Consider the following 22,370-nt stretch of genomic DNA (forward strand, 5'->3'; position numbering starts at 1 on the left):
CTCCTCCTGGTCAAGCCTGCATGCCCCACTTGCGCACGGTATGGGTTTCGATGGTGCGGAAGACGAGGTTTTCGACGATCAGGCCGATCAGGATGACGGTCAACAGGCCCGCGAACACGTTCGGGATCTCGAGCTGGTTCTTGTTCTCGTAGATGAACCAGCCAAGGCCGCCGGAGCCCGAGCTCACGCCGAACACCAGCTCGGACGCGATCAGGGTACGCCATGCGAATGCCCAGCCGATCTTCAGGCCCGTGAGGATGCTCGGGAAGGCCGCCGGGATCAAAATCTTGGATACGTACTTGAACCCGCCCAGGCCGTAGTTGCGGCCGACCATGCGCAGCGTGTTGGAAACCGCCAGGAAGCCCGAGTGGGTGTTGAGCGCCACCGCCCACAGCACCGAGTGCACCAGCACGAACACCAGGCTGCCGTTACCCAGGCCAAACCAGATCAGCGCGATCGGCAGCAGGGCGATGGCAGGCAGCGGGTTGAACATCGACGTCAGCGTCTCGAGGAAGTCGGTGCCGATCCTGGACGAGATGCCGATCGCGGTCAGCACGCCGGCCAGCGCAATGCCGATCCCATAACCCATCAGCAGCACCTTGAGCGATGCCCAGATCTTGAGCAGCAGGTCGCCGCTGGCCAGTCCGTTGAACAGGGCGTCCACGGTGGCGACGAAGGTCGGGAACAGCAGCTCGTTGTTCAGCACGCGCGCGCCCACTTCCCACGCCACCACCAGCACGATGAGGATGAAGGTCTTGCGCAGCGCGCTGTAGTTGTACAGCTTTTCGAACGGCGACAGCGGCTTTTCCACCACCCCGAACTTGGATGAATCGAGCGGCTCGCGATGGATCGGCGGCCGCGACCACAGGATGGCGTCCTTAGACATGCTGCACCTCCTTCTCTTCGATTTCGTCTGCAAAAAGCATCTTGTGGATCTCGTGTTCGAGTTCCTTGGCCACCTTCGGGTCGCTGCAGTCGCGCGGCGCGCTGGCCAGTTCGGCCTTGACCTGGCCCGGGTGCGGCGAGAGCAGCAGGATGCGGCTGCCGCACTTGATGGCCTCGGGGATCGAGTGGGTCACGAACAGCACAGTGAAATGGGTCTCATCCCACAGCTGCAGGAGCTCGTCCTGCATCTTGCGGCGCGTGAGGGCGTCCAGCGCCGCGTACGGCTCGTCCATCAGCAGCACGTCCGGCTCCATGGCCATGCCGCGCGCAATCGCCACGCGCTGCTTCATGCCGCCAGAGAGCATGTGCGGGTGGTGGTTGGCGAACTTGGCCAGGTTGACCTTCTCGATGTACTGCATGGCCTTTTCCTCGCAGGCCTTGCCGGTCAGCTTGCCCGAGGCGCACAGCGGGAACATGACGTTTTCCTTCACCGTCTTCCACGGCAGCAGCTGGTCGAACTCCTGGAACACCATCATCCGGTCCGGGCCCGGCCGCGTGACCAGCTTGTCCTTGAGCCGGATCTCGCCCTCGGTGGGGGTGAGGTAGCCGCCCACCGCCTTGAGCAGCGTCGATTTGCCGCAGCCCGAAGGGCCGAGCAGCACGTAGCGGTCCGATTTGAACACCTGGAAGTTGACGCGGTAGGTTGCGGTCACCAGGTGGGCCTTCGTCTTGTATTGCAGCGTTACGTCGCGCACGTCCAGAAGCGGGCGGGGATCGGGCTGCTGGTTCTGACTCATATCCATGACTTTCCATCCTTATGCTGGCAAGCGATCTGCTGGTAGTCCCTGATGGGATCAGCTGCCCGGCAGGTTCTGCACGTTGTCGAAGAAGAGTTCCTTCCAGGATGCCGGCTTGACTTTGATGGAACCGGTCTTGTGCATGAAGTCCACGTACTTCATCACGTTTTGCGGCGTGGTCGTGAATTTCACCTGCGGATCGTCGAGCATCTTCATGATGTCCTCGACGGTGTCCTTGTCCTTGGAGATGCGCAGGTAGGTTTCGGCTGCCCAGCGCTTGTCCTTGTTGATCATCGCGATCGCATCGTCGAGCGCCATCGTGAAGGCCGCGTACACGCGCGGGTTCTCCTTGCGGAACTTGGTGGTCGTCCAGATCAGGTTGAAGGTAGCGGGGCCGCCCAGCACTTCGTACGAGTTCAGCACGGTGTGGATGCCCGGTTTTTCGAGCTGCTGGTACTGGAACGGCGGCGAGCTGAAATGCGCGTCCACTTCGCTGGTGCCCGACAGCAGGGCGGCCTGGCCGTCCGGGTGGCTCATCGACACCGTCAGGCGGTCCAGCTTGTTCTGCTGGCCCGGCCCGAATGCCTTCTCGGCCGCCATCTGCAGCGTTACCGCCTGGATCGACACCTTGACCGCGGGCAGCGCGATCTTGTCCTTGTCGGTGAAATCCTTGATCGTCTTGACGTTCGGGTTGCGCGTGTTCAGGAACAGCGGCATCGAGTTGAGCGCGGCCACGGCCTTGACGTCATAGTTGCCGCGCGTCTTGGCCCACAGCGTGACCAGCGGCGCCACACCCCCGGCCGCGATGTGCAGGCTCTCCGACAGCAGCGCGTCGTTCATCACGTTGCCCCCGGCGAACTTTGCCCAGGTGACCTTCAGGCCGCCCGCACCTGCCTCGCTCGAGTATTTTTCGACCAGGTGCTGGTCTTCCATGATCATCAGGGGCAGGTAGCTGATGCCGTACTGCTCGGCAATCTTCAGTTCCTTCACCTCGGCGGCGTGCGTGGTGAGCGAGGTGCCAAACAAAACAGCGCTGGCGGCGCAGGCCAGGATGGATTTGAGTTGCATTGGATGTCTCCTCCAATAGTTGGTGAGAGGGGCAGCGCTTGTGCGCCTGTTTGTTGTGTCTCTTCCCCTTTGGATGGTACTTCTGTCTAGCTCTGAATCCTTGTCTCTGTTGGACAGCCCATGGTAGTCCAGTGTTCAGGTAAATTCAACTAGATCACTTAAATGATTTGTTTGCGGTCGCAGCATTTTCAGTGCGCTGCCGCAGGTTCCTCCTTCAGAATCGTCTCGCCCGGGCGCACGCGCTCGAAACGCACGGGTTCGCGCGTCAGGGACAAGCGGTCGTGTTCCATGCGCGCCACGGTGAAACTGGACGTGTGCAAATCGCCCGCCTGCGGGAAATCCTCGCGGAAATGCGCGCCGCGCGAATCCTCGCGCTGCAGCGCCGCCGCGGCGATCACCTGGCTCACCTGGATCAGGCTGCGCAGGTTCATCCAGTCGTGCCAGCTCAGGTTGTAGGCGCGGTCGCCCGCCGGGATGCCGGTGCGCGCCAGCTGGGCGTCGAGCTCCTCCAGCCGGCGCTGGGCGCGCCGGATGCCTTCGGCCGTGCGCAGGATGCCCACGTCGGTCCACATGCATTCGTACAGCGCCTCGCGAATCGCCTCCAGGTCGCCCGGCTCGCGCTCGAACGGCAGCTCGTGTTCGAGCATGCTGCGCGCGATCGCCGCTTCGTTCGGCGCGCGGAACTGGGGATTGCGCGCGGTCCACTCGGCCATCGTCTCGCCGGAGATGCCGCCAAAGACCGTGGAGTTGGCCACGCCGTTGCCGCCCAGCCGGTTGGCGCCGTGCACGCCGCCGGTGTCCTCGCCGGCCGCAAACAGGCCGGTGAGCTCGGTGGTGCAGTCGGGCTTGAACACCACGCCGCCCATCATGTAGTGGGCCGTGGGCACCACTTCGACGCGCCCGCCCGCCAGGTCAAAGCCGCAATCGCCGCAGCGCTCGACCATGCCCTTGAACTGCTTGCGTACCTTGTCCGGGCCCAGGTGCGACATCTGGATGTACACGCCGCCGTTGGGCGTGGTGCGGCCGGCCCGCATTTCGGCGTAGATCCCGCGCGAGACGATGTCGCGCGTGGCCCGTTCGCCGCGCGGGTCGTAATTGGTCATGAAGCGCTCGCCCTCGCCGTTGAGCAGGTAGCCGCCGGCGCCGCGCAGGCCTTCCTCGAGCACGGTGCCGGTCATGCGCGTGTGCGTGCCGGCCAGCAGGCCCGTGGGGTGGAACTGCACCATTTCCATGTCGCGCAGCGGCAGGCCGGCGCGCAGCGCCATGGCCAGGCCGTCGCAGCTCTTGTCGCCCGACGGCGTGTGGAACTTGTACATGGTCGGGCCGCCGCCGGTGGCCAGCAGTACCGCCTTGGCCTGCACGAACACGAACTCGCCGGTGCGCATGTCGATCATCAGCACGCCCGCCAGCGCCTTGCCGTCGTCCGTCTTGATCAGTTCGACGGCGCGATGTTCCTCGAGCCGGTGGATGCCGCGCGCCCACACCTGTTCGGACAGGCGGTTGATGATCTCGATGCCGGTCAGGTCGCCCTTGTGCACGGTGCGGTCGAAGGTCTGGCCGGCGAACGCCTTCTGGTGCACGGTGCCGTCCGGGTTGCGGTCGAAGAAGCAGCCCAGTTCGTTCTCCAGCTCGTGGATGCGCTCGACGGCCTTGGTCACCAGCGTCCACGCCAGCTCCTGGTTCGACAGCCACTTGCTGCCCTCGATCGTGTCCATGAAGTGGCGCTCGACCGAGTCGCCCTGGGCCAGCGCCACGTTGTAGCCGCCCTGGACCATGCGGGTGCAGCCGCACTTGCCGAGCAGGCCCTTGACCGCGACGGTGATCGACAGGCTGGGGTCGGCCTGGTGCGCGTGCAGGGCCGCGAACAGCCCGGCGCCGCCGGAGCCCAGGATCAGGATGTCGGTCTGGATGCGTTTGATGGCGTTCATTGCTGTACTCCCAGGCTGGCAAGCACTTCGGCGCGGCGCTTGTTCACGTCGGCCTTGATGTCGGTGTACAGGCTGTTGCCGTGGCTGTCCATCGCCACCAGCAGCGGGCCAAAATTGAGGATCCTGAACTTCCACAGCGATTCCGGGTTCAGGTCGTCCAGGTCCACGTCCTCGATCTGCTCGATCCAGGTGGTTTCCAGGGCCGCGGTGCCGCCCACGATGGCCAGGTAGGCCCCGCCCAGTTCGCGGAAGGCGTCGAGCGAACCCTGGCGCAGGCCGCCCTTGCCGACGATCAGGCGCACGCCGTACTGCTCCATCAGCGGGCGGGTGAAGCGCTCCATCCGGTCCGAGGTGGTGGTGCCGATGCAGATCGGCTGGTAGCCGGCCGGGTAGTGCGGGCTTTTCTCGACCTTGCGCACGTTGGGCGCGGTGTGGATGACGGCGTGGCCGTGCAGGTCGAAGCGGGTGGTGCGGCCGCGGTCGAGCATGTGGATCTGGGTCGCGTCGCGAATGCCGAACAGCGTCTGCTGCAAGGTGACGGTGTCGTTGACGCGCAGCTGCCGCACCTGCTCTTCGGTGACCGGCATGGTGAGTTCGTAGTGGGCCATGATGTCAGAATCCGTAGGTGACGCCTTCGGGCGTGAGGGTCGCGGTGGCCCTGCGCGCCGAATGGCACTGCATGTTGACGGCAATCGGGTTCATCGTGATGTGGGTCGAGGCCAGCTCGATATGCACCGCGAACGCGGTCGAGTCGCCGCCCAGACCCTGCGGGCCGACGCCGAGCTTGTTCACGGCGGCGGACAGCTCCTGCTCCAGCTTCGCGCCTTCGGGGTCGGCGCAGTGGCTGCCCAGCGGCCGCGTGGCGGCGCGCTTTGCCAGGTGCACGCACAGGTCGGAAGTGCCGCCCAGGCCCACGCCAACGATGGTCGGCGGGCAGGTCTTGCCACCGGCGTTGATCACGCAGTCGATGACGAATTCCTTGATCGCGTCGATGCCCTCGGCGGGAATGGCCATCTTCAGGAACGAGTTGTTCTCCGAGCCGCTGCCCTTGGGGATCATTTGGATCGACAGCTGGTCCGGCACATCGGAGAAGTCGATATGGATCACCGGGACCTCGATGCCGCACGAGGTGTGCTCGTTCTGGCGCGTGAGCGGGTGCACCACCGACGAGCGCAGCGGGTGTTCGCGGGTGGCGCGCTCGCAGCCCTTGCGGATCGCCTGCTTCAGGTCGTAGCCGTCGATCTGGACGTTGCGGCCGATCGTCACGTTATAGATCGGCACGCCGGTGTCCTGGCACAGCAGGTTCTCGTTGTCCTCGGCCACGTGGATGTTCTGCACCATCGTGGCCAGGATGTTCTGCGCGCGCGGCACCGTCTCGGTTTCGGTCAGGCGTGCGAACCCGCCCTTGATATCGGGCGGCAGTACCTTCAGTGCCCGGATGTACAGCTGTTTTGCGGCCTCTTCGACATTGGCCAAATCGATCTTCATTCTCCAGCTCCTTTCAGAACACCAGCGCGAGGGCGAACGCCATGCCGGTCATGGCGGCAAAGCCGGCGGTCACGGCGATCAGGTTCTTGCGCAACCCGCTCCACTTGCCAAACTCGATCAGCAGCAGGCGCACGCCGCCGGCCATGTGCGCGGCCAGCAGGATCACCAGGCCCCACTCGCCGAACTTGAACAGCGGCTGGTCGGTCACGCGGATGAACCCGTTGAGGGAAGCGGCGCCGTTGATGGCGTGGCCCAGCGCCCAGAAGTGCACCGGCAGGAACAGCGCCAGCGCCAGGCCCGAGAAGCGGTGCACCAGGAAGGCCCAGTACGCCGGGTGGTTGCGGGCGCGGAAGTCGTTGGTGCGCATCTTTGTCTTGTTCATGCCAGCACCACTCCATAGACAGCGCGCAGGCCCAGCACGAGCAGCAGCAGCGCGAACAGGCTTGACACGACGTTCGCCGCGCGATCGCTCATCACCGTCTCGCGCAGGATGCGGGCCAGGCCCAGCGGCACGTGTACGGTGCACGCGATGACGAACGCCGCGTAGAACAGGCCGAACGCGAGGTTGCCGTGGGTGCGCTCCAGGATCTCGGTCCCGGTCAGCCCGCCGCGCACGGCGTAGATGATGACCGCCAGGTGCACGAACACGAAAAAGGTGAGCGCCATGGCGCTGATGCGGCCCCAGTACCAGAGCCTGACCTCGGTCACGGTGTCGGTCATGCTTTCCTCCCGAGCGTTTTGGCGGACAGGCGCTTCAGGCCCGAGATGGATGCGGTCGGCTCCAGGTGCTTGGGGCAGCGCTCGGTGCACGAGCCTTGCGTGTGGCAGGCGTGGCAGCCGGCGTCGCCCGCAACCGCCAGCAGGCGCTCGCGGTTGCGCACGTCGCGCACGTCGTTAATCAGCGTCCAGGCCCGGTTCAGGGCGGCCGGGCCCAGGTAGTCGGGGCGCCAGCTCACCACGTCGCACGAGGCGTAACACACGCCGCAGCCGATGCATTCGATGCCGGCGTCGGCCGCCAGCCGCATGGTCGATTGCGGCTCGACCAGCGCGAACTCGTCCTCGCGGGTCTTGGCGCCCTTGAAGCTGCCCTTGGCGCGTGCCCACTTGTCGAAGAACCCGGTCATGTCGGTGACCAGGTCCTTGATGACTGGCAGGTTGGACAGGGGGGCGAGTTCGAGCTTGCCGTCGGCAGCCACGTTGGCCACATGGGTCCGACAGGTCCAGCGCGCCTTGCCGTTGACGGTCATGGCGCACGAGCCGCACATGCCGACACGGCAGGCATAGCGATAGGACAGGCCGGGGTCGATGCGGCGCTGGATATGGGTCACCACATCCAGCACGGTCTGGCTCTCGAGGCGGGGCACCTCGTAGGTGACGAACTCGCCGTCTTCCTTGCCGCGCCAGACCTTCACTTCAAGATTGGTCGTCATGTCGATCCTAACTTGGAGATGCGCTGAAATGATTCAGCTGACAAGTCCATTCTGGACCAATGCATAGGCAAACGAAAGCTAAACTTTATTTGTTCGACATAAAGAAATTCTTTATTATTTGGGTGTCGTTTTCCCTCTCGCAGGAGACCAGCGTGGCATCGATCCGAACCTTCAAGACCTTCCTCGCCGTCGCCAAGTACGGCACCTTTGCCGCGGCCGGCAAGGAGATCGGGCTGACCCCGGCTGCGGTCGGGCTGCAGATCCGCGCGCTGGAAGAAGAGCTTAACCAGGTGTTGTTTGACCGCGGACCACGGTCGGTCGTTCTGAACACCGCCGGGCGCAAGGCGGTGCCGCAGGTCGAGGAACTGCTGGTGCGCTTCGAGGCGCTGGCCAATGCCGACGAGAGCGGCGAGCTGTCGGGCAGGGTGATGATGGGTGCGCTGGTATCAACGCTGATGGGATCGTTCGCGGACGCGCTCTGGCGCCTCAAGCGCGAGCACCCGCGGCTGAAGATTCAGCTGTTCGTGGGGCTGTCGAGCGACTTTGCCTACCAGGTCGAGCATGGCGAGCTGGATGCGGCCATCGTCACCAAGCCGCCGCGGGCGCTGGCCTCGACGCTGGTGTGGACGCCGCTGTACAACGAGCCGATGGTGCTGATCGTGCCGCGCCGGCCGCACTTCAAGCTGCCGGATCTGCCGCTGGACATCCTGCAGCAGGCGCCGTTCATCCGCTTTGACCGGGATACGTGGACCGGGCTGCTGGTGAAGGACGTGCTCAGCCAGGTGGGTGTGACCACGCGCGACGAGCTGGAGCTGAACTCGGTGGAGGCGATGATCGAGATCGTGCGGCAGGGATTTGGGGTGTCGATCGTGCCGCAGCTGGCGAACGTTCAGTGGGACAAGGACAAGGCGCTGCGGGTGATTCCGCTGCCCGGGGTAACGACCGAGCGCTGCGTGGGGCTGCTGGAACGCACGCGCCACAGCAGGATGGCGTTCACGGAGGCGGTGAAGGAGTGCTTTCCGGATGCGAAGGTGGCGACGGCGAAGCGCGCGTAGCGTGGGCTCCTGAGCCCACGCGGTGATACGCGCCGCTTGCAACGGCGTGGGCTCGAGAGCCCACCCTACAAAAACGTCGTCCCCGCGCCAGGCGGGGACCCATGCTGAGCTTGCACTTCGGCGGCTTCAAACCATGCCGCCGTGCGAGCGTTCCATGGGTCCCCGCCTGCGCGGGGACGACGTGCTTTCAGGCTGGGTTAAGCCGACTCGTACAGGCGGGTCAGCACGAACTCGCGGTGACCCAGCGCCTCGGCGGCGGTCAGGCGGCCGTTGGCGGTGCGCAGCAGGCATTCGAGCAGCTTGTCACCGGCGCCATCCATGTTCAGCTCGCGCTGCAGCAGGCCCGAGGTGTCCACGTCGATGTGCTCTTCCATCGTGCGTACCGTCTTCGGATTGGCGCAGATCTTGATCACCGGGAGGATCGGGTTGCCGATCACGTTGCCCTGGCCGGTCGGGAAGAAGTGCACCGCATAGCCCGACGCCGCGCACAGCGTCACCATCTCGGCCGCGGCCGACGACGAATCCATGAACCACAGGCCCGGTCCGGTCGGGGTTTCGGCCTTGTCCAGCACGCCATCCACCTTGCACTTTTTGCCGATCTTCTGGATGTTGCCCAGCGCTTTTTCCTCGATCGTGGTCAGGCCGCCAGCGATGTTGCCCTTGGTCGGCTGCGAGTCCGACAGGTCGCTGGTCTTGTGGCGGTTGACGACGTCCTGGTAGCGGTTGAAGAAGGCCATGAACTTTTCCTTGACGTCCGGGGTAGCGCAGCGCGCGGCCACCAGGTGTTCGCCGCCGGTCAGCTCGGTCGTTTCGCCGAACACCAGCGTTGCACCCACGTCGTACAGCTTGTCGAACGCGTTGCCCACAGTCGGGTTGGCGCCGCAGCCGGAGGTGGTGTCCGATTCGCCGCACTTGGTCGAGACCCACAGCTCGCTGATATTGCACTCTTCGCGCTGCTTTTCGGAGGCGAACTGCACCATTTCGCGTGCTGCCTTCGATGCGCGGTAGATCGTGTCGTGGTCGCCGTGGTGCTCGATGGCGAAGCCCTGCACCGGCTTGCCGGTGGCGGCGATGCCGTCCACGATCAGCTTGGTCCACTGCGGCTCGATGCCGATCACAACCACCGCGGCCACGTTCGGGTTCGCGCCAGTGCCGATAAGGGTGCGGAAGTGCAGCTCCAGGTCGGCGCCGAACTGCAGGCGGCCGTACGGGTGCGGCAGCGCCATCGTGCCCTTGATGTTGTTGGCCACTGCCTCGGCGGCGGCGTTCGAGATGTCGTCCACCGGCAGGATGATGACGTGATTGCGCACGCCAACGCGGCCGTTTTCGCGGCGGTAGCCGAGGAAGGTGGTGTCCTTGTTAATCATTTCTGTCTCCGATTCCGAATTCGTTTGCTAGGGCTCTGCCTGGGTGCCGCTCGGCTTACCAGCGCTTGGTCTTGACGTTGTGCACGTGCAGGTGCTCGCCGGCCTTGATGGGCGAGACGACCTTGCCGATGTCCACGCCGTACTTGATCACGGTGTCGCCCACGTTCAGGTCCTTCAGCGCGATCTTGTGGCCGACGGGGATGTCGCTGCCGGTGCGCATCTCAACGATCTTGTCCTGCTCCATGACCCAGCCGCTCAGCGAGGAACCAGCCTTGACGCCGTCCACGACCACCACCGTGCCCACCGAATCACCCTCTTCATGCACCACAAAATGAATCATTTCTGTCTCCTTGTCCGGTCAGTTCGTGTTTGAACCGTGAAGCCATCGTACTCCGCGAATTCATACGTGTCAACTGCATCATCTATATGAATTGTGTCTGTGTCTGGATGACCTCGCCCCGTCAATACGGGCCCGGCGCGCAGGACGTGGGTGGCAGCAGGTAAAATAGCGGGCAGTCCGCTCTACGAAAGCCGCCTCATGTCCTCCATCGAAACCCCGCAAACGATCACCATCACCCGCCCAGACGACTGGCACCTGCACCTGCGCGACGGCGCGCACCTGGCCAGCGTGGTGCAGCACAGCGCGCGCCAGTTCGCCCGCGCCATCGTGATGCCGAACCTGAAGCCGCCCGTCACCACCGTGGCCGCCGCCACCGCCTACCGCGAGCGCATCGTGGCCGCGCTGCCGCCGGGGCTCAAGTTCGAGCCCTTGATGACGCTGTACCTGACCGATAACACCGATCCGGACGAGATCCGCCGCGCGCAGGACACCGACTTCATCCACGCGGTGAAGCTGTACCCGGCGGGTGCGACCACCAACTCGGCCGCCGGGGTGACCGACCTGAAGAAGTGCTACAAGACGCTCGAAGCGATGCAGGAAGTGGAAATGCCGCTGCTGGTGCATGGCGAGGTGACCGACGGCGACATCGACCTGTTCGACCGCGAGGCCGTGTTCATCGAGCGCGTGATGCGCCCGCTGCGACGCGACCTGCCGGAACTGAAGATCGTGTTCGAACACATCACCACCAAGGACGCGGCGCAGTACGTGGCTGAGGCCGAAGGCCCGATCGGCGCGACCATCACCGCCCACCACCTGCTCTACAACCGCAACGAGATTTTCCGCGGCGGCATTCGCCCGCACTACTACTGCCTGCCCGTGCTCAAGCGCGAAGAGCACCGCCTGGCGCTGCTCACGGCCGCCACCAGCGGCGACGAGCGCTTCTTCCTTGGCACCGACTCGGCGCCGCACGCAATCGGCGCGAAGGAAACCTCGTGCGGCTGCGCCGGCTGCTACACCGCATTGCATGCGATGGAGCTGTACGCCACCGCGTTCGAGCAGGCGGGCGCGCTCGACAAGCTCGAAGCGTTCGCCAGCCTGAACGGCCCGGCCTTCTACGGCCTGCCGGTCAATGAAGGCACGATGACGCTCAAGCGCGAGCCGTGGACGCTGCCCGCCACCGTGCCGTTCGGCGAATCGCAGCTGGTGCCGCTGAACGCCGGCGAGCAGGTCAACTGGAAGATGCTGTAACGGGCCATGCTGTCGCAAATCGACTGGTCGCGGCCGTGGCTCGATTCGGTGCGGCCGGCGTTCGCGCAGGTGCACTTGGCGGGCGACGAGTTCATTGAAGCGTTCAACGCCAGCGCTGCGGCGCTGGGGCTCGTCAACCACCGCGGCCAGCCGATCCGTTTCGTGCCGCAGGCCGCGCTGCCGGAAGGGACGGCTTACGAGGAGCACATCGGCGCCACCGGCTGCGTGCCCACGCGCGACAACCTGCATGACTTCTTCAACGCCCTGGTGTGGCAGACCTTCCCGCTCATCAAGCGCGAGCTCAACGCGCTGCAGGCGGCGCAGATCGCGCAGGCCGGCGTGGGCAAATCGCGCGGCCCGGCGCGCGACGCGGCCACCATCTTCGACGAGAACGCGGCGCTGCTCGTGGTGCGCGATTCGGACGAGGGCAGGGAGCTGGTCGGGCTGCTGCGTGCGCACCAGTGGCATGCAGCACTGTTCGAGCGCCGTGCCATGTTCGGGCGCGACGCGCAGGTATGGTCGTTCGGCCACGCGCTGATGGAAAAGCTGGTGGCGCCACGCAAGGCGATCACGGCGCATACTCGCGTCGTGGTGGCGGACGATGCCTATTTCGCGCTGCCCGCACACGAGCAGCGCGGCTGGATCGACTTGCGTGTCGCGGCCGAACTCAGGGAAGATGGGCTGGACAATTCCTGCTTCACGCCGCTGCCGGTCCTCGGCGTGCCGCGCTGGTGGCCGGACCAGGATGAGGCGTTCTACGCGGACGCGAGCGTGTTCCGGCCCAAGCGGAACATTTGATGGGAGAGCCCATGAGCGACAAGGTACGCTGGGGGATTATCGGCACCGGCAAGATCGCGCGCGCGTTCGCCAGCGCGCTCAAGGATACGCCCGGCGCGGTGCTCACTGCCGTCGCATCGCGCACGCTGGAGTCGGCGCAGCGCTTTGCGGCCGAATTCGAGATTGAATGGGCATACGGCGCATACCAGGACCTGGCTGATTCGACGGACGTGGACCTGGTGTACATCGCCACGCCCCACACCATGCACGCCCAAAACGCACTGATGGCGCTTAACGGCGGCAAGGGCGTATTGTGCGAGAAGCCGTTTGCGATGAACCTGCGCGAAGCGGAGCAGGTGGTGGCGCTGGCGCGTTCGAAGAAGCTGTTTTTGATGGAAGCGATGTGGACGCGCTTCTTGCCCGCGATGGCCGAGGTGCGGCGCATTATCGCGTCCGGCGAGATCGGCGCCCCGCACCAGGTCTTTGCCGATTTTGGCTTCAAGGCCGACTTCGGCCCCGAGCACCGCGCCTTCAATCCGGCGCTGGGCGGCGGCGCGCTGCTGGACCTTGGCATTTATCCGCTGTCGGTGGCGGCTGCGCTGCTGGGGCCAGTCGAGTCGGTACGGGCGCAGGCCGAGTTCGGCGCCACCGGCGTCGATGTGCAGACCGGATTCACGCTCAGGCACCGGGGCGGCGGCATGTCCGTATGCGCCTGCTCGCTGCTGGCGCGCGCGCCCGGTGAGCTGACGGTGGCGGGGGAACGCGGGCACGTGCGCATGAACACCATGTTCTACAAGGCGCAATCGCTGAGCGTCGTGCTCGATGACGGCAGTGCGCGCACCGTGCACACGCCGTTCATCGGCAACGGCTACGTACACGAGGCGATCGAGGCACAGCGCTGCTTTCTGGCCGGGCAGATCGAAAGCCCGGGCATGACGCATGATGAGACGCTGTCGCTGATGGCGGTCATGGACGAGATCCGGCGCCAGATCGGGTTGTCCTATTCGTCCGACCAGCCGGAATCACCGTAGGGTGGGCGGGAAACCCGCCCACCCTACGGATGTAACCGTTTGCATGCAACGTAAGCAAATGTAAATCGCGTCAACAGCCGAGGCAGGCGATCCGTTTTTGGCTCAGTAGCACGCAAATCGTGCACTACCTGATAAACCACAAAGGACCACCGCCATGAAAAAAGTTATCGCTACCCTGATCGCCGGCCTGTTCGCAACCGCTGCATTCGCGCAGACCCCGGCTGCCGCTCCGGCCGCACCGGTGCAGAAGACCGAAGCCGCCGCACCGGCAACGGATGCGAAAGCGACGACCGACACCACCAAGGTCGCCAAGGCCGAGCCGAAGCACAAGAAAGCCAAGGCTCACAAAAAGGTGGCCAAGAAGGCTGAAGCAGCAACCGACACCGGCGCTGCCAAGACCGAGCCGGCTGCCGCTGCCAAGTAATCGGTAGCGCGGCGATCCAACGGAAACGTTCGGATCGTCTGCGCCAAGTGTTGAGTCTTGAACCGTCGTCCCCGCGCAGGCGGGGACCCATAGACAGCGTGTAAGCACGCTCAGCATGGGTCCCCGCCTGCGCGGGGACGACGTGCTCATGTCAACGCTCGAAATTCACAGCTCCACTCGGCGAGCCCCGCGTTCGAGCACGTCTTATCGCAGCCCGCGGCGGTCGACACTAAACCTTCAGGAATTCCTCGCGCCCGCCGAGCCAGCGCTCGAGGTGCGCGTCCACGGTAAAGCGGTACGGTCCGTGCTCTTCCTGCAGCAGGTGCTGCGCCACGTCGCGCGCCTGTTCGACGATCCACTGGTCTGTCTCCAGGTTCGCAAAGCGCAGCATCGCCTGCCCGGACTGGCGCGCGCCAAGGAACTCACCGGGGCCGCGGATCTCCAGGTCGCGCCGCGCGATCTCGAAGCCGTCGGTGGTCTCGCGCATCGTCATCAGGCGTTCCTTGGCCACCGGGCCAAGCGGGCTTTGGTAAAGCAGCAGGCACACGCTGGCCGCTGACCCGCGACCCACGCGCCCGCGCAGTTGGTGCAGCTGCGACAGGCCAAAGCGTTCCGCGTGCTCGATCACCATCAACGAGGCGTTCGGCACGTCCACGCCCACCTCGATGACGGTGGTGGCCACCAGCACATGCACCTGGCCCGCCGCGAAGGCGTCCATCACCTCCTGCTTTTCGGCGGGCTTGAGCCGTCCGTGGACCAGGCCCACCTTCAGGTCGGGCAGGGCTTCGGCCAGCGTCTCGTAGGTTTCGGTCGCAGTCTGCAGTTGCAGCGCTTCCGATTCCTCGATCAGCGGGCAGACCCAGTACACCTGCCGGCCTTCCAGCGCGGCCGCGTGCACGCGCTCGATCACTTCGTCGCGCCGGTTCTGGTCGATGGCACGCGTGACAATGGGGCTGCGGCCGGGCGGGAGCTCGTCGATCACCGATACCTCAAGGTCGGCGTAATAGGTCATCGCCAGCGTGCGCGGGATCGGGGTGGCGGACATCATCAACTGGTGCGGCACCTCGCTGCCCGCGCCCTTGTTGCGCAAGGTGAGGCGCTGGCCCACGCCAAACCGGTGCTGCTCGTCCACGATGACCAGGCCCAGTTTGGCGAAATTGACCGTGTCCTGGATCAGCGCATGCGTGCCGATGGCCAGCTGCGCCTCGCCCGACTCCACCATTGCGACCGCCGCTTCCTTTTCCTTTTTCTTCAGGCTGCCGGTCAGCCACGCAACCTTCACGCCGAGCGGCTCCATCCACGCCGCGATCTTGCGGAAGTGCTGCTCGGCCAGGATCTCGGTCGGTGCCATCAGCGCGGCCTGGTAACCGCTGTCGATGGCCTGCGCCGCGGCCAGCGCTGCCACCACGGTCTTGCCGCTGCCGACGTCGCCCTGCAGCAGCCGCTGCATGGGAAAGCCTTCGCGCAGGTCGGCGCGGATCTCGCGCACCACGCGCTGCTGGGCACCGGTAAGTTGGAACGACAGGGCCGCCAGGAACGCGTCGGACAGCGCGCCCACCGCGCGCAGCTGGGGTGCGCCCTTGTCGCGCCGCGCGCGCTGGGCGCGCTTGAGCGAGAGCTGCTGCGCCAGCAGCTCGTCGAACTTCATCCGTACCCACGCGGGATGGGTGCGCTCGGTCAGCGCGTGCTCGTCCACGTCGGTGGGCGGGTAGTGCAGCAGCTTGATCGACGGTTCAAAATCGGACAGCTGCAGCTGCGCCCTGAGCGCCTGCGGCAGCGTGTCGCGCCAGTCCACGCGCTTCATCGCGTCGGCAATCGCGCGGCGCAGGATGGCCTGCGACAGCCCTTCACCCGAGGGGTACACGGGCGTGAGCGATGTGGGCAGCGGCGCGCCTTCGTTGACCACCTTGTAGGCCGGGTGCACCATCTCGGCGCCAAAGAAGCCGTGCTTGAGGTCGCCGCGCGCACGCACGCGCGTGCCCTCGGCCAGCTGCTTGACCTGGCTGCCGTAGAAGTTCATGAAACGCAGGAGCACTTCGCCGGTGTCGTCCGAGATCGTCACCAGCAGCTGGCGCCGCGGCTTGAACGCGATTTCGTTCTTGACCACCACGCCCTCGACCTGCCAGGTCTGGCCGCCGCGCATGCAGGCTTCGCGGATCGTGACGACTTTCGTTTCGTCCTCGTAGCGCATGGGCAGGTGCAGTACCAGGTCCATGTCCGAGCGCAGCCCCAGCTTGGCGAGCTTGGCTTCGATCTGGGCCGTGGTGGCTTTCGGTTTGGGTGCGGGCATATGTTGCGGGTTCAAGTTGCCGCCCGCCTGCGCCGTCATCCCGGCGAAGGCCGGGATCCATACGTCGCGTGCGCGGACGCTCAGCATGGGTCCCGGCTTCCGCCGGGATGACGGTGCGGCGATTTGGCGTGCGCTGGCGTAGAATAGAGGGTTCGCCCGAAACGCTACAGGCCCGTATTGTACGGGTGTCAGCGCTGATTGTTCCAGAAATGACCAGAATGTACACGCTCTCCGATTTCGATTTCAACCTGCCGCCCGAGCGGATCGCGCAGTTCCCGCTGCCCGACCGTAGCGCCTCGCGCCTGCTGCAGCTCGATGGCGAGCAGATCACCGACCGCCATTTCGCCGACATCGTCGACCAACTCCAGCCGGGCGACCTGCTGGTGATGAACAACACGCGCGTGCTCAAGGCGCGTTTTTTCGGCGTCAAGGAAACCGGCGGCCAGGTCGAGGTGCTGGTCGAGCGCGTAGTGGACCCGCGCACGGTGCTGGCGCAAGTGCGCGCGTCCAAGTCGCCCAAGCCGGGGACGAAGATCCGCCTGGCGGACGCATTCGACGTCACCACCGGCGAGCGCTCCGGCGAGTTCTTCACCCTGATTTTCGATGCCGACGTGTTCGACCTGATCGAGGCGCATGGCAGCCTGCCGCTGCCGCCCTACATCGACCACAGCGCGAGCGAGTTCGACGAGCAGCGTTACCAGACCGTCTATTCCAAGGAGCCGGGCGCGGTCGCGGCCCCGACCGCCGGCCTGCACTTCGACCAGCCGCTGCTGGACAAGCTGGCCGCCAAGGGCGTCAAGCTGGCCTACGTAACGCTGCACGTGGGCGCGGGCACCTTCCAGCCGGTGCGGGTGGAGAACCTCTCCGAGCACAAGATGCACAGCGAGTGGTACACGATCCCGCAAGAGACCGTGGACGCGGTGCGCGCCGCCAAAGCGGCAGGGCGCGACGTGGTTGCCGTGGGCACCACCAGCCTGCGCGCGCTGGAGTCGGCATCGCAGTCCGGCGAGCTCAAGGCCGGCAGCGACGACACGGCCCTGTTCATCACCCCCGGCTACAAGTTCAGGACCGTCACGCGCCTGATCACCAACTTCCACCTGCCAAAGTCCACGTTGATGATGCTGGTGTCGGCCTTTGCCGGATATGAAGAGATCCGCAAGGCCTACGCGCACGCCATCGACCACGAATACCGGTTCTTCAGCTACGGCGACGCCATGCTGCTGACCACCCAATCCCGATTTTAAGCATGCTCGAATTTACCCTTCTCAAGAAAGACACCAGCGGCCTGTCGCACGCGCGCCGCGGTCGCCTCAAGCTCAACCACGGCACGATCGAAACGCCGATCTTCATGCCGGTCGGGACCTATGGCTCGGTCAAGGCGATGTCGCCCGTCGAGCTGAAGGAAGTGGGCTCGCAGATCATCCTGGGTAACACCTTCCACCTGTGGCTGCGCCCGGGCACCGAGGTGCTGGACAAGTTCGGCGGCCTGCATGGCTTCATGGGCTGGAACGGACCGATCCTGACCGACTCGGGCGGCTTCCAGGTGTTTTCGCTGGGCGCGATGCGCAAGATTACGGAAGAAGGCGTCAAGTTCGCGTCGCCCATCGACGGCTCGCGCCAGTTCCTGTCGCCGGAAGTGTCGATGCAGATCCAGCGCTCGCTGAACTCCGACATCGTGATGCAGTTCGACGAGTGCACGCCGTACGAAATCGACGGCCGCCCGGCCACGGCCGAGGAAGCGGCGAAGTCGATGCGCATGTCGCTGCGCTGGGCCCAGCGCTCGATGAACGAGTTCAATCGCGGCGAGAACCCGAACGCGCTGTTCGGCATCGTCCAGGGCGGCATGTACGAGCGCCTGCGCGACGAATCGCTGGCCGGGCTGGAAGAGATCGACTTCCCGGGCCTGGCCATCGGCGGCCTGTCGGTGGGCGAGCCGAAGGAGGATATGCAGCGCATCCTGTCCCACGTCGGCCCGCGCCTGCCGGCGGACAAGCCACACTACCTGATGGGCGTGGGCACGCCGGAAGACCTGGTCGAAGGCGTGGCCAATGGCGTGGACATGTTCGACTGCGTGATGCCAACCCGCAATGCGCGCAACGGCTGGCTGTTCACCCGCTTTGGCGACCTGAAGATCAAGAACGCGCGCTACAAGGACGACACGGCGCCGCTGGACGAGTCCTGCGATTGCTACACCTGCAAGAACTTCTCGCGGGCGTATTTGCATCACCTGCACCGTTCGAAGGAGATCCTGGGGGCGCGGCTGAACACGATCCACAACCTGCACTATTACCTCAAGCTGATGCAGGAGATTCGCGACGCGATTGACGAGGATCGGTTCCATGCGTTCCGGTTGCAGTTCAATGCGGACCGGGCACGGGGTGTTTGAACAACCCGTACCATTAACCAACGTCGTCCCGGCGCAGGCCGGGACCCATGCTGAGTATGCGGGCCTGCGGCGCTCCTCTTCCATTACACACGCTGTCTATGGATCCCGGCCTGCGCCGGGATGACGTTGGTTTGTGTTGAGGGCGATCCAGGCTACCAAGTTCCTGTCCCGCCTGTAGTTTTTAAGTCAACATCTTGCAATAGAGCATCTCCACCCCATATGGCCGGGAATGGCCCGCGCGCAAATGGCCGGTGCTAGAATACAGCGCTATTTTTTCAATCTAACTATCACAATCGGAGTCCTTGTGTTCATTTCCAACGCTTACGCGCAAACCACGGCAGCGGCCGAACCCGGCCTGATGGGCAACCTCACCACCTTCCTGCCGCTGATCCTGATGTTCGTGGTCATGTACTTCCTCATGATCCGTCCCCAGCAAAAGCGCCAGAAAGAACTCAAGGCCATGATGGACGCGCTGGCCAAAGGCGATGAAGTCGTCACCGCCGGCGGCATCATCGGCAAGGTCAGCAAGGTCAACGAAACCTACGTGACCATCGAAGTGGCGCCGAACACCGAAGTCGTCGTGCAGAAGAACGCGATCACGACGCTGCTGCCGAAAGGCACCCTGAAGTCCCTGTAAGCGTCCCTGGCGGCCCGCGCGGCCGCCCGGCAGCCCAACATAGAACGCTGGAACACCATGAATCGCTATCCCGTCTGGAAATACATACTGATCGTTGTGACGGTCCTGCTGGGCCTGCTGTACACGGCGCCCAACTACTTCGGCGAGTCGCCGGCGCTGCAGGTCACGGCCGGCAAGTCCACGACCAAGGTCACCAGCGACCTGGCCACCACGGTGGCCGAGTCGCTCAAGCGTGATGGCCTGGCCGCGACCGCGGTCAGCGTGGAAGGCGTGGGCGACGCCGCCTCGGTGCGGGCGCGCTTCACCAGCACCGACGCCCAGTTCAAGGCCAAGCTGGCGCTGGAGCGCGACCTGAACCGCGACCCGACCGATCCGGACTACATCGTCACCGTCAACCTGGCCAAGAACGTCCCGCACTGGATGGAGTCGCTCGGCGCCAAGCCGATGAACCTGGGCCTGGACCTGCGCGGCGGTGTGCACTTCCTGCTGCAGGTGGACGCCAAGGCGACGCTGGAGACCAAGATCAAGGGCATCCAGGCGAGCGCGCGCAGCATCCTGCGTGACAAGAACGTGCGCCACGCCGGCATCGAGCGCAATGGCGACCAGCTGGTGATCCACTTCCGCGACGACGCCACCCGCGCCCAGGCGCGCGACGCGCTTGGCCAGAACCAGGACCTGGCGTTTGCCGACGCCGCTGACGGCAGCGACCTGCGCCTCTTGGTCTCGCTCAAGCCGCAGGCGCTGCAGCGCACGGTGGAAGAAGGCGTCAAGCAGAACATCTCGACCCTGTCCAAGCGCATCAACGAGCTGGGCGTGTCCGAGCCGGTGATCCAGCAGCAGGGCGCCGACCGCATCGTGGTGCAGCTGCCGGGCGTGCAGGACGTGGCCCGCGCCAAGGACATCATCGGCCGCACCGCCACGCTGGAACTGCGCATGGTGGACCCGAGCATCACCCCGGGTACCGAAACGACCGCCCAGATCCCGCTGAACGACGAGCTGTTCACCACCGGTCCGGCGGCCCCGATCGTGGTGTCGAAGGACGTGATCCTGACCGGTGATTACATTTCCAGCGCCACCCCGAGCTTCGACGAGAACCAGCAGCCGGCCGTGTCGATCGACCTGAACGGCGACGGCGGCCGCAAGATGCGCCAGGCTACCCGCGAAAACGTGGGCAAGCGCATGGCCGTGCTGCTGAAGGAAAAAGGCAAGTACCAGGTGCTGACCGCGCCGGTGATCCAGAGCGAACTGGGCTCGACCTTCCGCATCACCGGCATGGGCACGCCGGAGAAAGCGGCCGAGCTGGCCCTGCTGCTGCGCTCCGGCGCGCTGTCCGCGCCGATGGAATTCATCGAAGAGCGCGTGGTCGGCCCGCAGCTGGGCGCCGAGAACATCGCCAAGGGCCTGCACTCGACCCTGTGGGGCTTTGTGGCGATCGCGATCTTCATGATCATCTACTACCAGCTGTTCGGTTTCTTCAGCGTGCTGGCGCTGGCCTGCAACCTGCTGTTCCTGCTGGCCCTGCTGTCGATGATGCAGGCGACGCTGACGCTGCCGGGTATCGCCGCAATCGCGCTGGCGCTCGGTATGGCAATTGACGCCAACGTGCTGATCAACGAGCGCATCCGCGAGGAGCTGCGTAACGGGAACAGTCCGCAAGCGGCGATCTCGGCCGGCTTCCAGCATGCGTGGGCCACGATCCTGGACTCGAACGTGACCACCCTGATCGTCGGCCTGGCGCTGCTGGTGTTCGGTTCCGGCCCGGTGCGCGGCTTCGCGGTGGTGCACTGCCTGGGCATCCTGACCTCGATGTTCTCGGCCGTGTTCGTCTCGCGCGGCGTGGTCAACCTCTGGTACGGCCGCAAGAAGAAGCTGGGCAAGATCGCCATCGGCACCGTGTGGACGGCCGGCATTCCGGCCGCCGGCGCAGCGAAGAAATAACCTCAACCGGGAAAGAAGATGGAATTTTTCAAAATCAAACGGGACATCCCGTTCATGCGCCACGCGTTGATTTTCAACGTGATCTCGGCGCTGACCTTCGTCGCCGCCGTGGTGTTCCTGGCGACCAAGGGCCTGCATCTCTCGGTCGAGTTCACGGGCGGTACCGTGATGGAGCTGCGCTATCCGCACGCGGCCGACCAGGAAAAGATCCGCCGCAACCTGGAAAAGATCGGCTATGAACAGCCCGAGGTGTCCAGTTTCGGCACCGCGCAGGACGTGCTGCTGCGCCTGCCGAAAGGCCAGGCGGGCTCGAATACCTCGGCCAAAGTCTTCGGTGCGTTGTGCGCGGCCGAAAACGGCACGCCCAAGCAGATCCAGGCGACCACCGAAAAAGGCGAGGCGGTCAGCCGCACCGGCTGCTTTGACGCGGCCGGCAAGGAGGTGGTGAGCCTGCAGCGCGTCGAATTCGTCGGCCCGCAGGTGGGCGAGGAACTGGCCCAGAACGGCATGAATGCGCTGGTGATGGTGGTGATCGGCGTGATGATTTACCTGGCCGTGCGCTTCGAATGGAAATTCGCGGTGGCGGCGATCGTCGCAAACCTGCACGACGTGGTCATCATCCTCGGCTTCTTTGCGTTCTTCCAGTGGGAGTTTTCGCTGACCGTGCTGGCCGCGGTGCTGGCGGTGCTGGGCTATTCGGTCAACGAATCGGTCGTGATTTTCGACCGGATCCGCGAGACCTTCCGCAAGCAGCGCAAGATGGGCGTGACCGAAGTCATCGACCACGCGATCACCAGCACCATTTCGCGTACCATCATCACCCACGGCTGTACCCAGATGATGGTGCTGTCGATGCTGTTCTTCGGCGGCCAGACCCTGCATTACTTCGCGGTGGCGCTGACGATCGGTATTCTCTTCGGTATTTACTCGTCGGTGTTCGTGGCCGCGGCCATCGCCATGTGGCTGGGCGTGAAGCGCGAAGACCTGATCAAACCGGTCAAGCAGCGCGACGAGACCGATGGCGCCGTCGTTTGATGTGGCTTTTTTGAATTGTGTTAGTTATCGCACAGAGTGCTCAATCCTCTGTGCGTAATATGGGAACTGTCTCTTTCAGGACATCCCTAGTTTTGGACTTCACCCGCTCCCTGTGAGCGGGTTTTTTTTGTCCCAATCGCCGGGAGGAGGGGACTTTTTCTTTTGTGTGAGTCATCGCACAGAGTGCGCAAGGCCCGGGAACTAATATGGAACCGTCTCTTTCAGGACATCCCTAGTTTTGGACTT

22 protein-coding genes are annotated in these 22,370 nt (G+C 64.8%); 10 read left to right on the top strand and 12 right to left on the bottom strand.

Annotated features, from left to right (window positions below):
• Window positions 1–10 precede the first annotated feature (10 nt).
• The 9 genes from NX774_RS21665 to NX774_RS21705 form a co-directional block, all read right to left on the bottom strand.
• Complete coding sequence (locus NX774_RS21665; RefSeq protein WP_258824368.1) at window positions 11–886, bottom strand: ABC transporter permease; 876 nt, start codon at window positions 884–886, stop codon at window positions 11–13.
• Window positions 879–1,682 (bottom strand): ABC transporter ATP-binding protein, encoded by an 804-nt coding sequence (locus NX774_RS21670; protein WP_258824518.1) that lies wholly within the window; start codon window positions 1,680–1,682, stop codon window positions 879–881. Before NX774_RS21670 ends, NX774_RS21665 begins: the two co-directional genes overlap by 8 nt.
• A 57-nt stretch (window positions 1,683–1,739) precedes the next feature.
• Entirely contained in the window at window positions 1,740–2,750 is a 1,011-nt protein-coding gene (locus NX774_RS21675; protein ID WP_258824369.1) for an ABC transporter substrate-binding protein, read from the bottom strand.
• A gap of 188 nt (window positions 2,751–2,938) precedes the next feature.
• Complete coding sequence (locus tag NX774_RS21680; protein WP_258824370.1) at window positions 2,939–4,678, bottom strand: L-aspartate oxidase; 1,740 nt, start codon at window positions 4,676–4,678, stop codon at window positions 2,939–2,941.
• Window positions 4,675–5,286 (bottom strand): fumarate hydratase C-terminal domain-containing protein, encoded by a 612-nt coding sequence (locus NX774_RS21685; protein WP_258824371.1) that lies wholly within the window; start codon window positions 5,284–5,286, stop codon window positions 4,675–4,677. The genes NX774_RS21680 and NX774_RS21685 overlap by 4 nt, the downstream gene beginning before the upstream one ends.
• A gap of 4 nt (window positions 5,287–5,290) precedes the next feature.
• Window positions 5,291–6,166, bottom strand: coding sequence for a fumarate hydratase (locus tag NX774_RS21690; protein ID WP_258824372.1), 876 nt, complete (start codon window positions 6,164–6,166; stop codon window positions 5,291–5,293).
• 13 nt (window positions 6,167–6,179) lie between these two features.
• Window positions 6,180–6,548, bottom strand: a complete 369-nt coding sequence (sdhC, locus tag NX774_RS21695; protein ID WP_258824373.1) for a succinate dehydrogenase, cytochrome b556 subunit — start codon at window positions 6,546–6,548, stop codon at window positions 6,180–6,182.
• On the bottom strand, window positions 6,545–6,886 hold the full coding sequence (locus tag NX774_RS21700) for a succinate dehydrogenase (protein ID WP_258824374.1): 342 nt from the start codon (window positions 6,884–6,886) through the stop codon (window positions 6,545–6,547). The genes sdhC and NX774_RS21700 overlap by 4 nt, the downstream gene beginning before the upstream one ends.
• A complete protein-coding gene (locus NX774_RS21705) occupies window positions 6,883–7,596 on the bottom strand; it encodes a succinate dehydrogenase/fumarate reductase iron-sulfur subunit (protein ID WP_258824375.1) in 714 nt (237 codons plus the stop codon). Before NX774_RS21705 ends, NX774_RS21700 begins: the two co-directional genes overlap by 4 nt.
• A 152-nt stretch (window positions 7,597–7,748) precedes the next feature.
• Between NX774_RS21705 and NX774_RS21710 the strand changes: the two genes are divergently transcribed.
• Window positions 7,749–8,651: a LysR family transcriptional regulator gene (locus NX774_RS21710; protein WP_258824376.1), complete on the top strand. Its 903-nt coding sequence runs from the start codon at window positions 7,749–7,751 to the stop codon at window positions 8,649–8,651.
• A gap of 197 nt (window positions 8,652–8,848) precedes the next feature.
• Here NX774_RS21710 and NX774_RS21715 read toward each other — a convergent pair whose 3' ends face one another.
• Both NX774_RS21715 and NX774_RS21720 read right to left on the bottom strand, forming a co-directional pair.
• Window positions 8,849–10,018 (bottom strand): UxaA family hydrolase, encoded by a 1,170-nt coding sequence (locus NX774_RS21715; RefSeq protein WP_258824377.1) that lies wholly within the window; start codon window positions 10,016–10,018, stop codon window positions 8,849–8,851.
• Between the two features lie 55 nt (window positions 10,019–10,073).
• Complete coding sequence (locus NX774_RS21720; RefSeq protein WP_258824378.1) at window positions 10,074–10,358, bottom strand: UxaA family hydrolase; 285 nt, start codon at window positions 10,356–10,358, stop codon at window positions 10,074–10,076.
• Between the two features lie 198 nt (window positions 10,359–10,556).
• Here NX774_RS21720 and pyrC point away from each other — a divergent pair, with 198 nt between their 5' ends.
• The 4 genes from pyrC (at window position 10,557) to NX774_RS21740 (ending at window position 13,838) form a co-directional block, all read left to right on the top strand.
• Complete coding sequence (pyrC, locus tag NX774_RS21725; protein ID WP_258824379.1) at window positions 10,557–11,606, top strand: dihydroorotase; 1,050 nt, start codon at window positions 10,557–10,559, stop codon at window positions 11,604–11,606.
• A 6-nt stretch (window positions 11,607–11,612) separates the two neighbouring features.
• Complete coding sequence (locus NX774_RS21730) at window positions 11,613–12,404, top strand: DUF3025 domain-containing protein (RefSeq protein WP_258824380.1); 792 nt, start codon at window positions 11,613–11,615, stop codon at window positions 12,402–12,404.
• An 11-nt stretch (window positions 12,405–12,415) separates the two neighbouring features.
• The gene (locus NX774_RS21735) at window positions 12,416–13,414 is read left to right on the top strand and encodes a Gfo/Idh/MocA family protein (RefSeq protein WP_258824381.1); all 999 of its coding nucleotides are present in this window, start codon (window positions 12,416–12,418) and stop codon (window positions 13,412–13,414) included.
• 154 nt (window positions 13,415–13,568) lie between these two features.
• Window positions 13,569–13,838 carry a hypothetical protein gene (locus NX774_RS21740; protein WP_258824382.1) on the top strand — a complete coding sequence of 90 codons (270 nt, stop codon included), beginning with the start codon at window positions 13,569–13,571 and terminating at the stop codon, window positions 13,836–13,838.
• A 229-nt stretch (window positions 13,839–14,067) separates the two neighbouring features.
• On the opposite strand, the gene recG is transcribed toward NX774_RS21740, so the two are convergent.
• Complete coding sequence (recG, locus tag NX774_RS21745; protein WP_258824519.1) at window positions 14,068–16,128, bottom strand: ATP-dependent DNA helicase RecG; 2,061 nt, start codon at window positions 16,126–16,128, stop codon at window positions 14,068–14,070.
• A 218-nt stretch (window positions 16,129–16,346) separates the two neighbouring features.
• Between recG and queA the strand changes: the two genes are divergently transcribed.
• The 5 genes from queA to secF all read left to right on the top strand — a co-directional run bounded on the left by queA (window position 16,347) and on the right by secF (window position 22,124).
• Window positions 16,347–17,372, top strand: a complete 1,026-nt coding sequence (gene queA, locus NX774_RS21750) for a tRNA preQ1(34) S-adenosylmethionine ribosyltransferase-isomerase QueA (RefSeq protein ID WP_258824383.1) — start codon at window positions 16,347–16,349, stop codon at window positions 17,370–17,372.
• A gap of 2 nt (window positions 17,373–17,374) precedes the next feature.
• On the top strand, window positions 17,375–18,514 hold the full coding sequence (tgt, locus tag NX774_RS21755; RefSeq protein ID WP_258824384.1) for a tRNA guanosine(34) transglycosylase Tgt: 1,140 nt from the start codon (window positions 17,375–17,377) through the stop codon (window positions 18,512–18,514).
• A 304-nt stretch (window positions 18,515–18,818) separates the two neighbouring features.
• Window positions 18,819–19,151, top strand: a complete 333-nt coding sequence (yajC, locus tag NX774_RS21760; RefSeq protein WP_258824385.1) for a preprotein translocase subunit YajC — start codon at window positions 18,819–18,821, stop codon at window positions 19,149–19,151.
• Between the two features lie 57 nt (window positions 19,152–19,208).
• Window positions 19,209–21,089, top strand: coding sequence for a protein translocase subunit SecD (secD, locus tag NX774_RS21765; protein ID WP_258824386.1), 1,881 nt, complete (start codon window positions 19,209–19,211; stop codon window positions 21,087–21,089).
• A gap of 18 nt (window positions 21,090–21,107) precedes the next feature.
• Window positions 21,108–22,124 carry a protein translocase subunit SecF gene (gene secF / locus NX774_RS21770; RefSeq protein ID WP_258824387.1) on the top strand — a complete coding sequence of 339 codons (1,017 nt, stop codon included), beginning with the start codon at window positions 21,108–21,110 and terminating at the stop codon, window positions 22,122–22,124.
• The last annotated feature ends 246 nt before the right edge of the window (window positions 22,125–22,370 follow it).

This window comes from Massilia agilis (assembly GCF_024756255.1).
In the GTDB taxonomy this organism is placed as follows: Bacteria; Pseudomonadota; Gammaproteobacteria; order Burkholderiales; family Burkholderiaceae_D; genus Telluria; species Telluria agilis.

What these genes read in the sequence shown, in the direction of transcription:
- secF (WP_258824387.1), top strand. Translation starts at nt 21,108, where the DNA reads ATGGAATTTTTCAAAATCAAACGGGACATCCCGTTCATGCGCCACGCG.
- NX774_RS21675 (WP_258824369.1), bottom strand. Translation starts at nt 2,750, where the DNA reads ATGCAACTCAAATCCATCCTGGCCTGCGCCGCCAGCGCTGTTTTGTTT.
- NX774_RS21690 (WP_258824372.1), bottom strand. Translation starts at nt 6,166, where the DNA reads ATGAAGATCGATTTGGCCAATGTCGAAGAGGCCGCAAAACAGCTGTAC.
- NX774_RS21730 (WP_258824380.1), top strand. Translation starts at nt 11,613, where the DNA reads ATGCTGTCGCAAATCGACTGGTCGCGGCCGTGGCTCGATTCGGTGCGG.
- NX774_RS21670 (WP_258824518.1), bottom strand. Translation starts at nt 1,682, where the DNA reads ATGAGTCAGAACCAGCAGCCCGATCCCCGCCCGCTTCTGGACGTGCGC.
- NX774_RS21740 (WP_258824382.1), top strand. Translation starts at nt 13,569, where the DNA reads ATGAAAAAAGTTATCGCTACCCTGATCGCCGGCCTGTTCGCAACCGCT.
- tgt (WP_258824384.1), top strand. Translation starts at nt 17,375, where the DNA reads ATGCTCGAATTTACCCTTCTCAAGAAAGACACCAGCGGCCTGTCGCAC.
- NX774_RS21680 (WP_258824370.1), bottom strand. Translation starts at nt 4,678, where the DNA reads ATGAACGCCATCAAACGCATCCAGACCGACATCCTGATCCTGGGCTCC.
- pyrC (WP_258824379.1), top strand. Translation starts at nt 10,557, where the DNA reads ATGTCCTCCATCGAAACCCCGCAAACGATCACCATCACCCGCCCAGAC.
- queA (WP_258824383.1), top strand. Translation starts at nt 16,347, where the DNA reads ATGTACACGCTCTCCGATTTCGATTTCAACCTGCCGCCCGAGCGGATC.
- sdhC (WP_258824373.1), bottom strand. Translation starts at nt 6,548, where the DNA reads ATGAACAAGACAAAGATGCGCACCAACGACTTCCGCGCCCGCAACCAC.
- recG (WP_258824519.1), bottom strand. Translation starts at nt 16,128, where the DNA reads ATGCCCGCACCCAAACCGAAAGCCACCACGGCCCAGATCGAAGCCAAG.
- NX774_RS21665 (WP_258824368.1), bottom strand. Translation starts at nt 886, where the DNA reads ATGTCTAAGGACGCCATCCTGTGGTCGCGGCCGCCGATCCATCGCGAG.
- secD (WP_258824386.1), top strand. Translation starts at nt 19,209, where the DNA reads ATGAATCGCTATCCCGTCTGGAAATACATACTGATCGTTGTGACGGTC.
- NX774_RS21685 (WP_258824371.1), bottom strand. Translation starts at nt 5,286, where the DNA reads ATGGCCCACTACGAACTCACCATGCCGGTCACCGAAGAGCAGGTGCGG.
- NX774_RS21700 (WP_258824374.1), bottom strand. Translation starts at nt 6,886, where the DNA reads ATGACCGACACCGTGACCGAGGTCAGGCTCTGGTACTGGGGCCGCATC.
- NX774_RS21715 (WP_258824377.1), bottom strand. Translation starts at nt 10,018, where the DNA reads ATGATTAACAAGGACACCACCTTCCTCGGCTACCGCCGCGAAAACGGC.
- NX774_RS21735 (WP_258824381.1), top strand. Translation starts at nt 12,416, where the DNA reads ATGAGCGACAAGGTACGCTGGGGGATTATCGGCACCGGCAAGATCGCG.
- NX774_RS21720 (WP_258824378.1), bottom strand. Translation starts at nt 10,358, where the DNA reads ATGATTCATTTTGTGGTGCATGAAGAGGGTGATTCGGTGGGCACGGTG.
- NX774_RS21705 (WP_258824375.1), bottom strand. Translation starts at nt 7,596, where the DNA reads ATGACGACCAATCTTGAAGTGAAGGTCTGGCGCGGCAAGGAAGACGGC.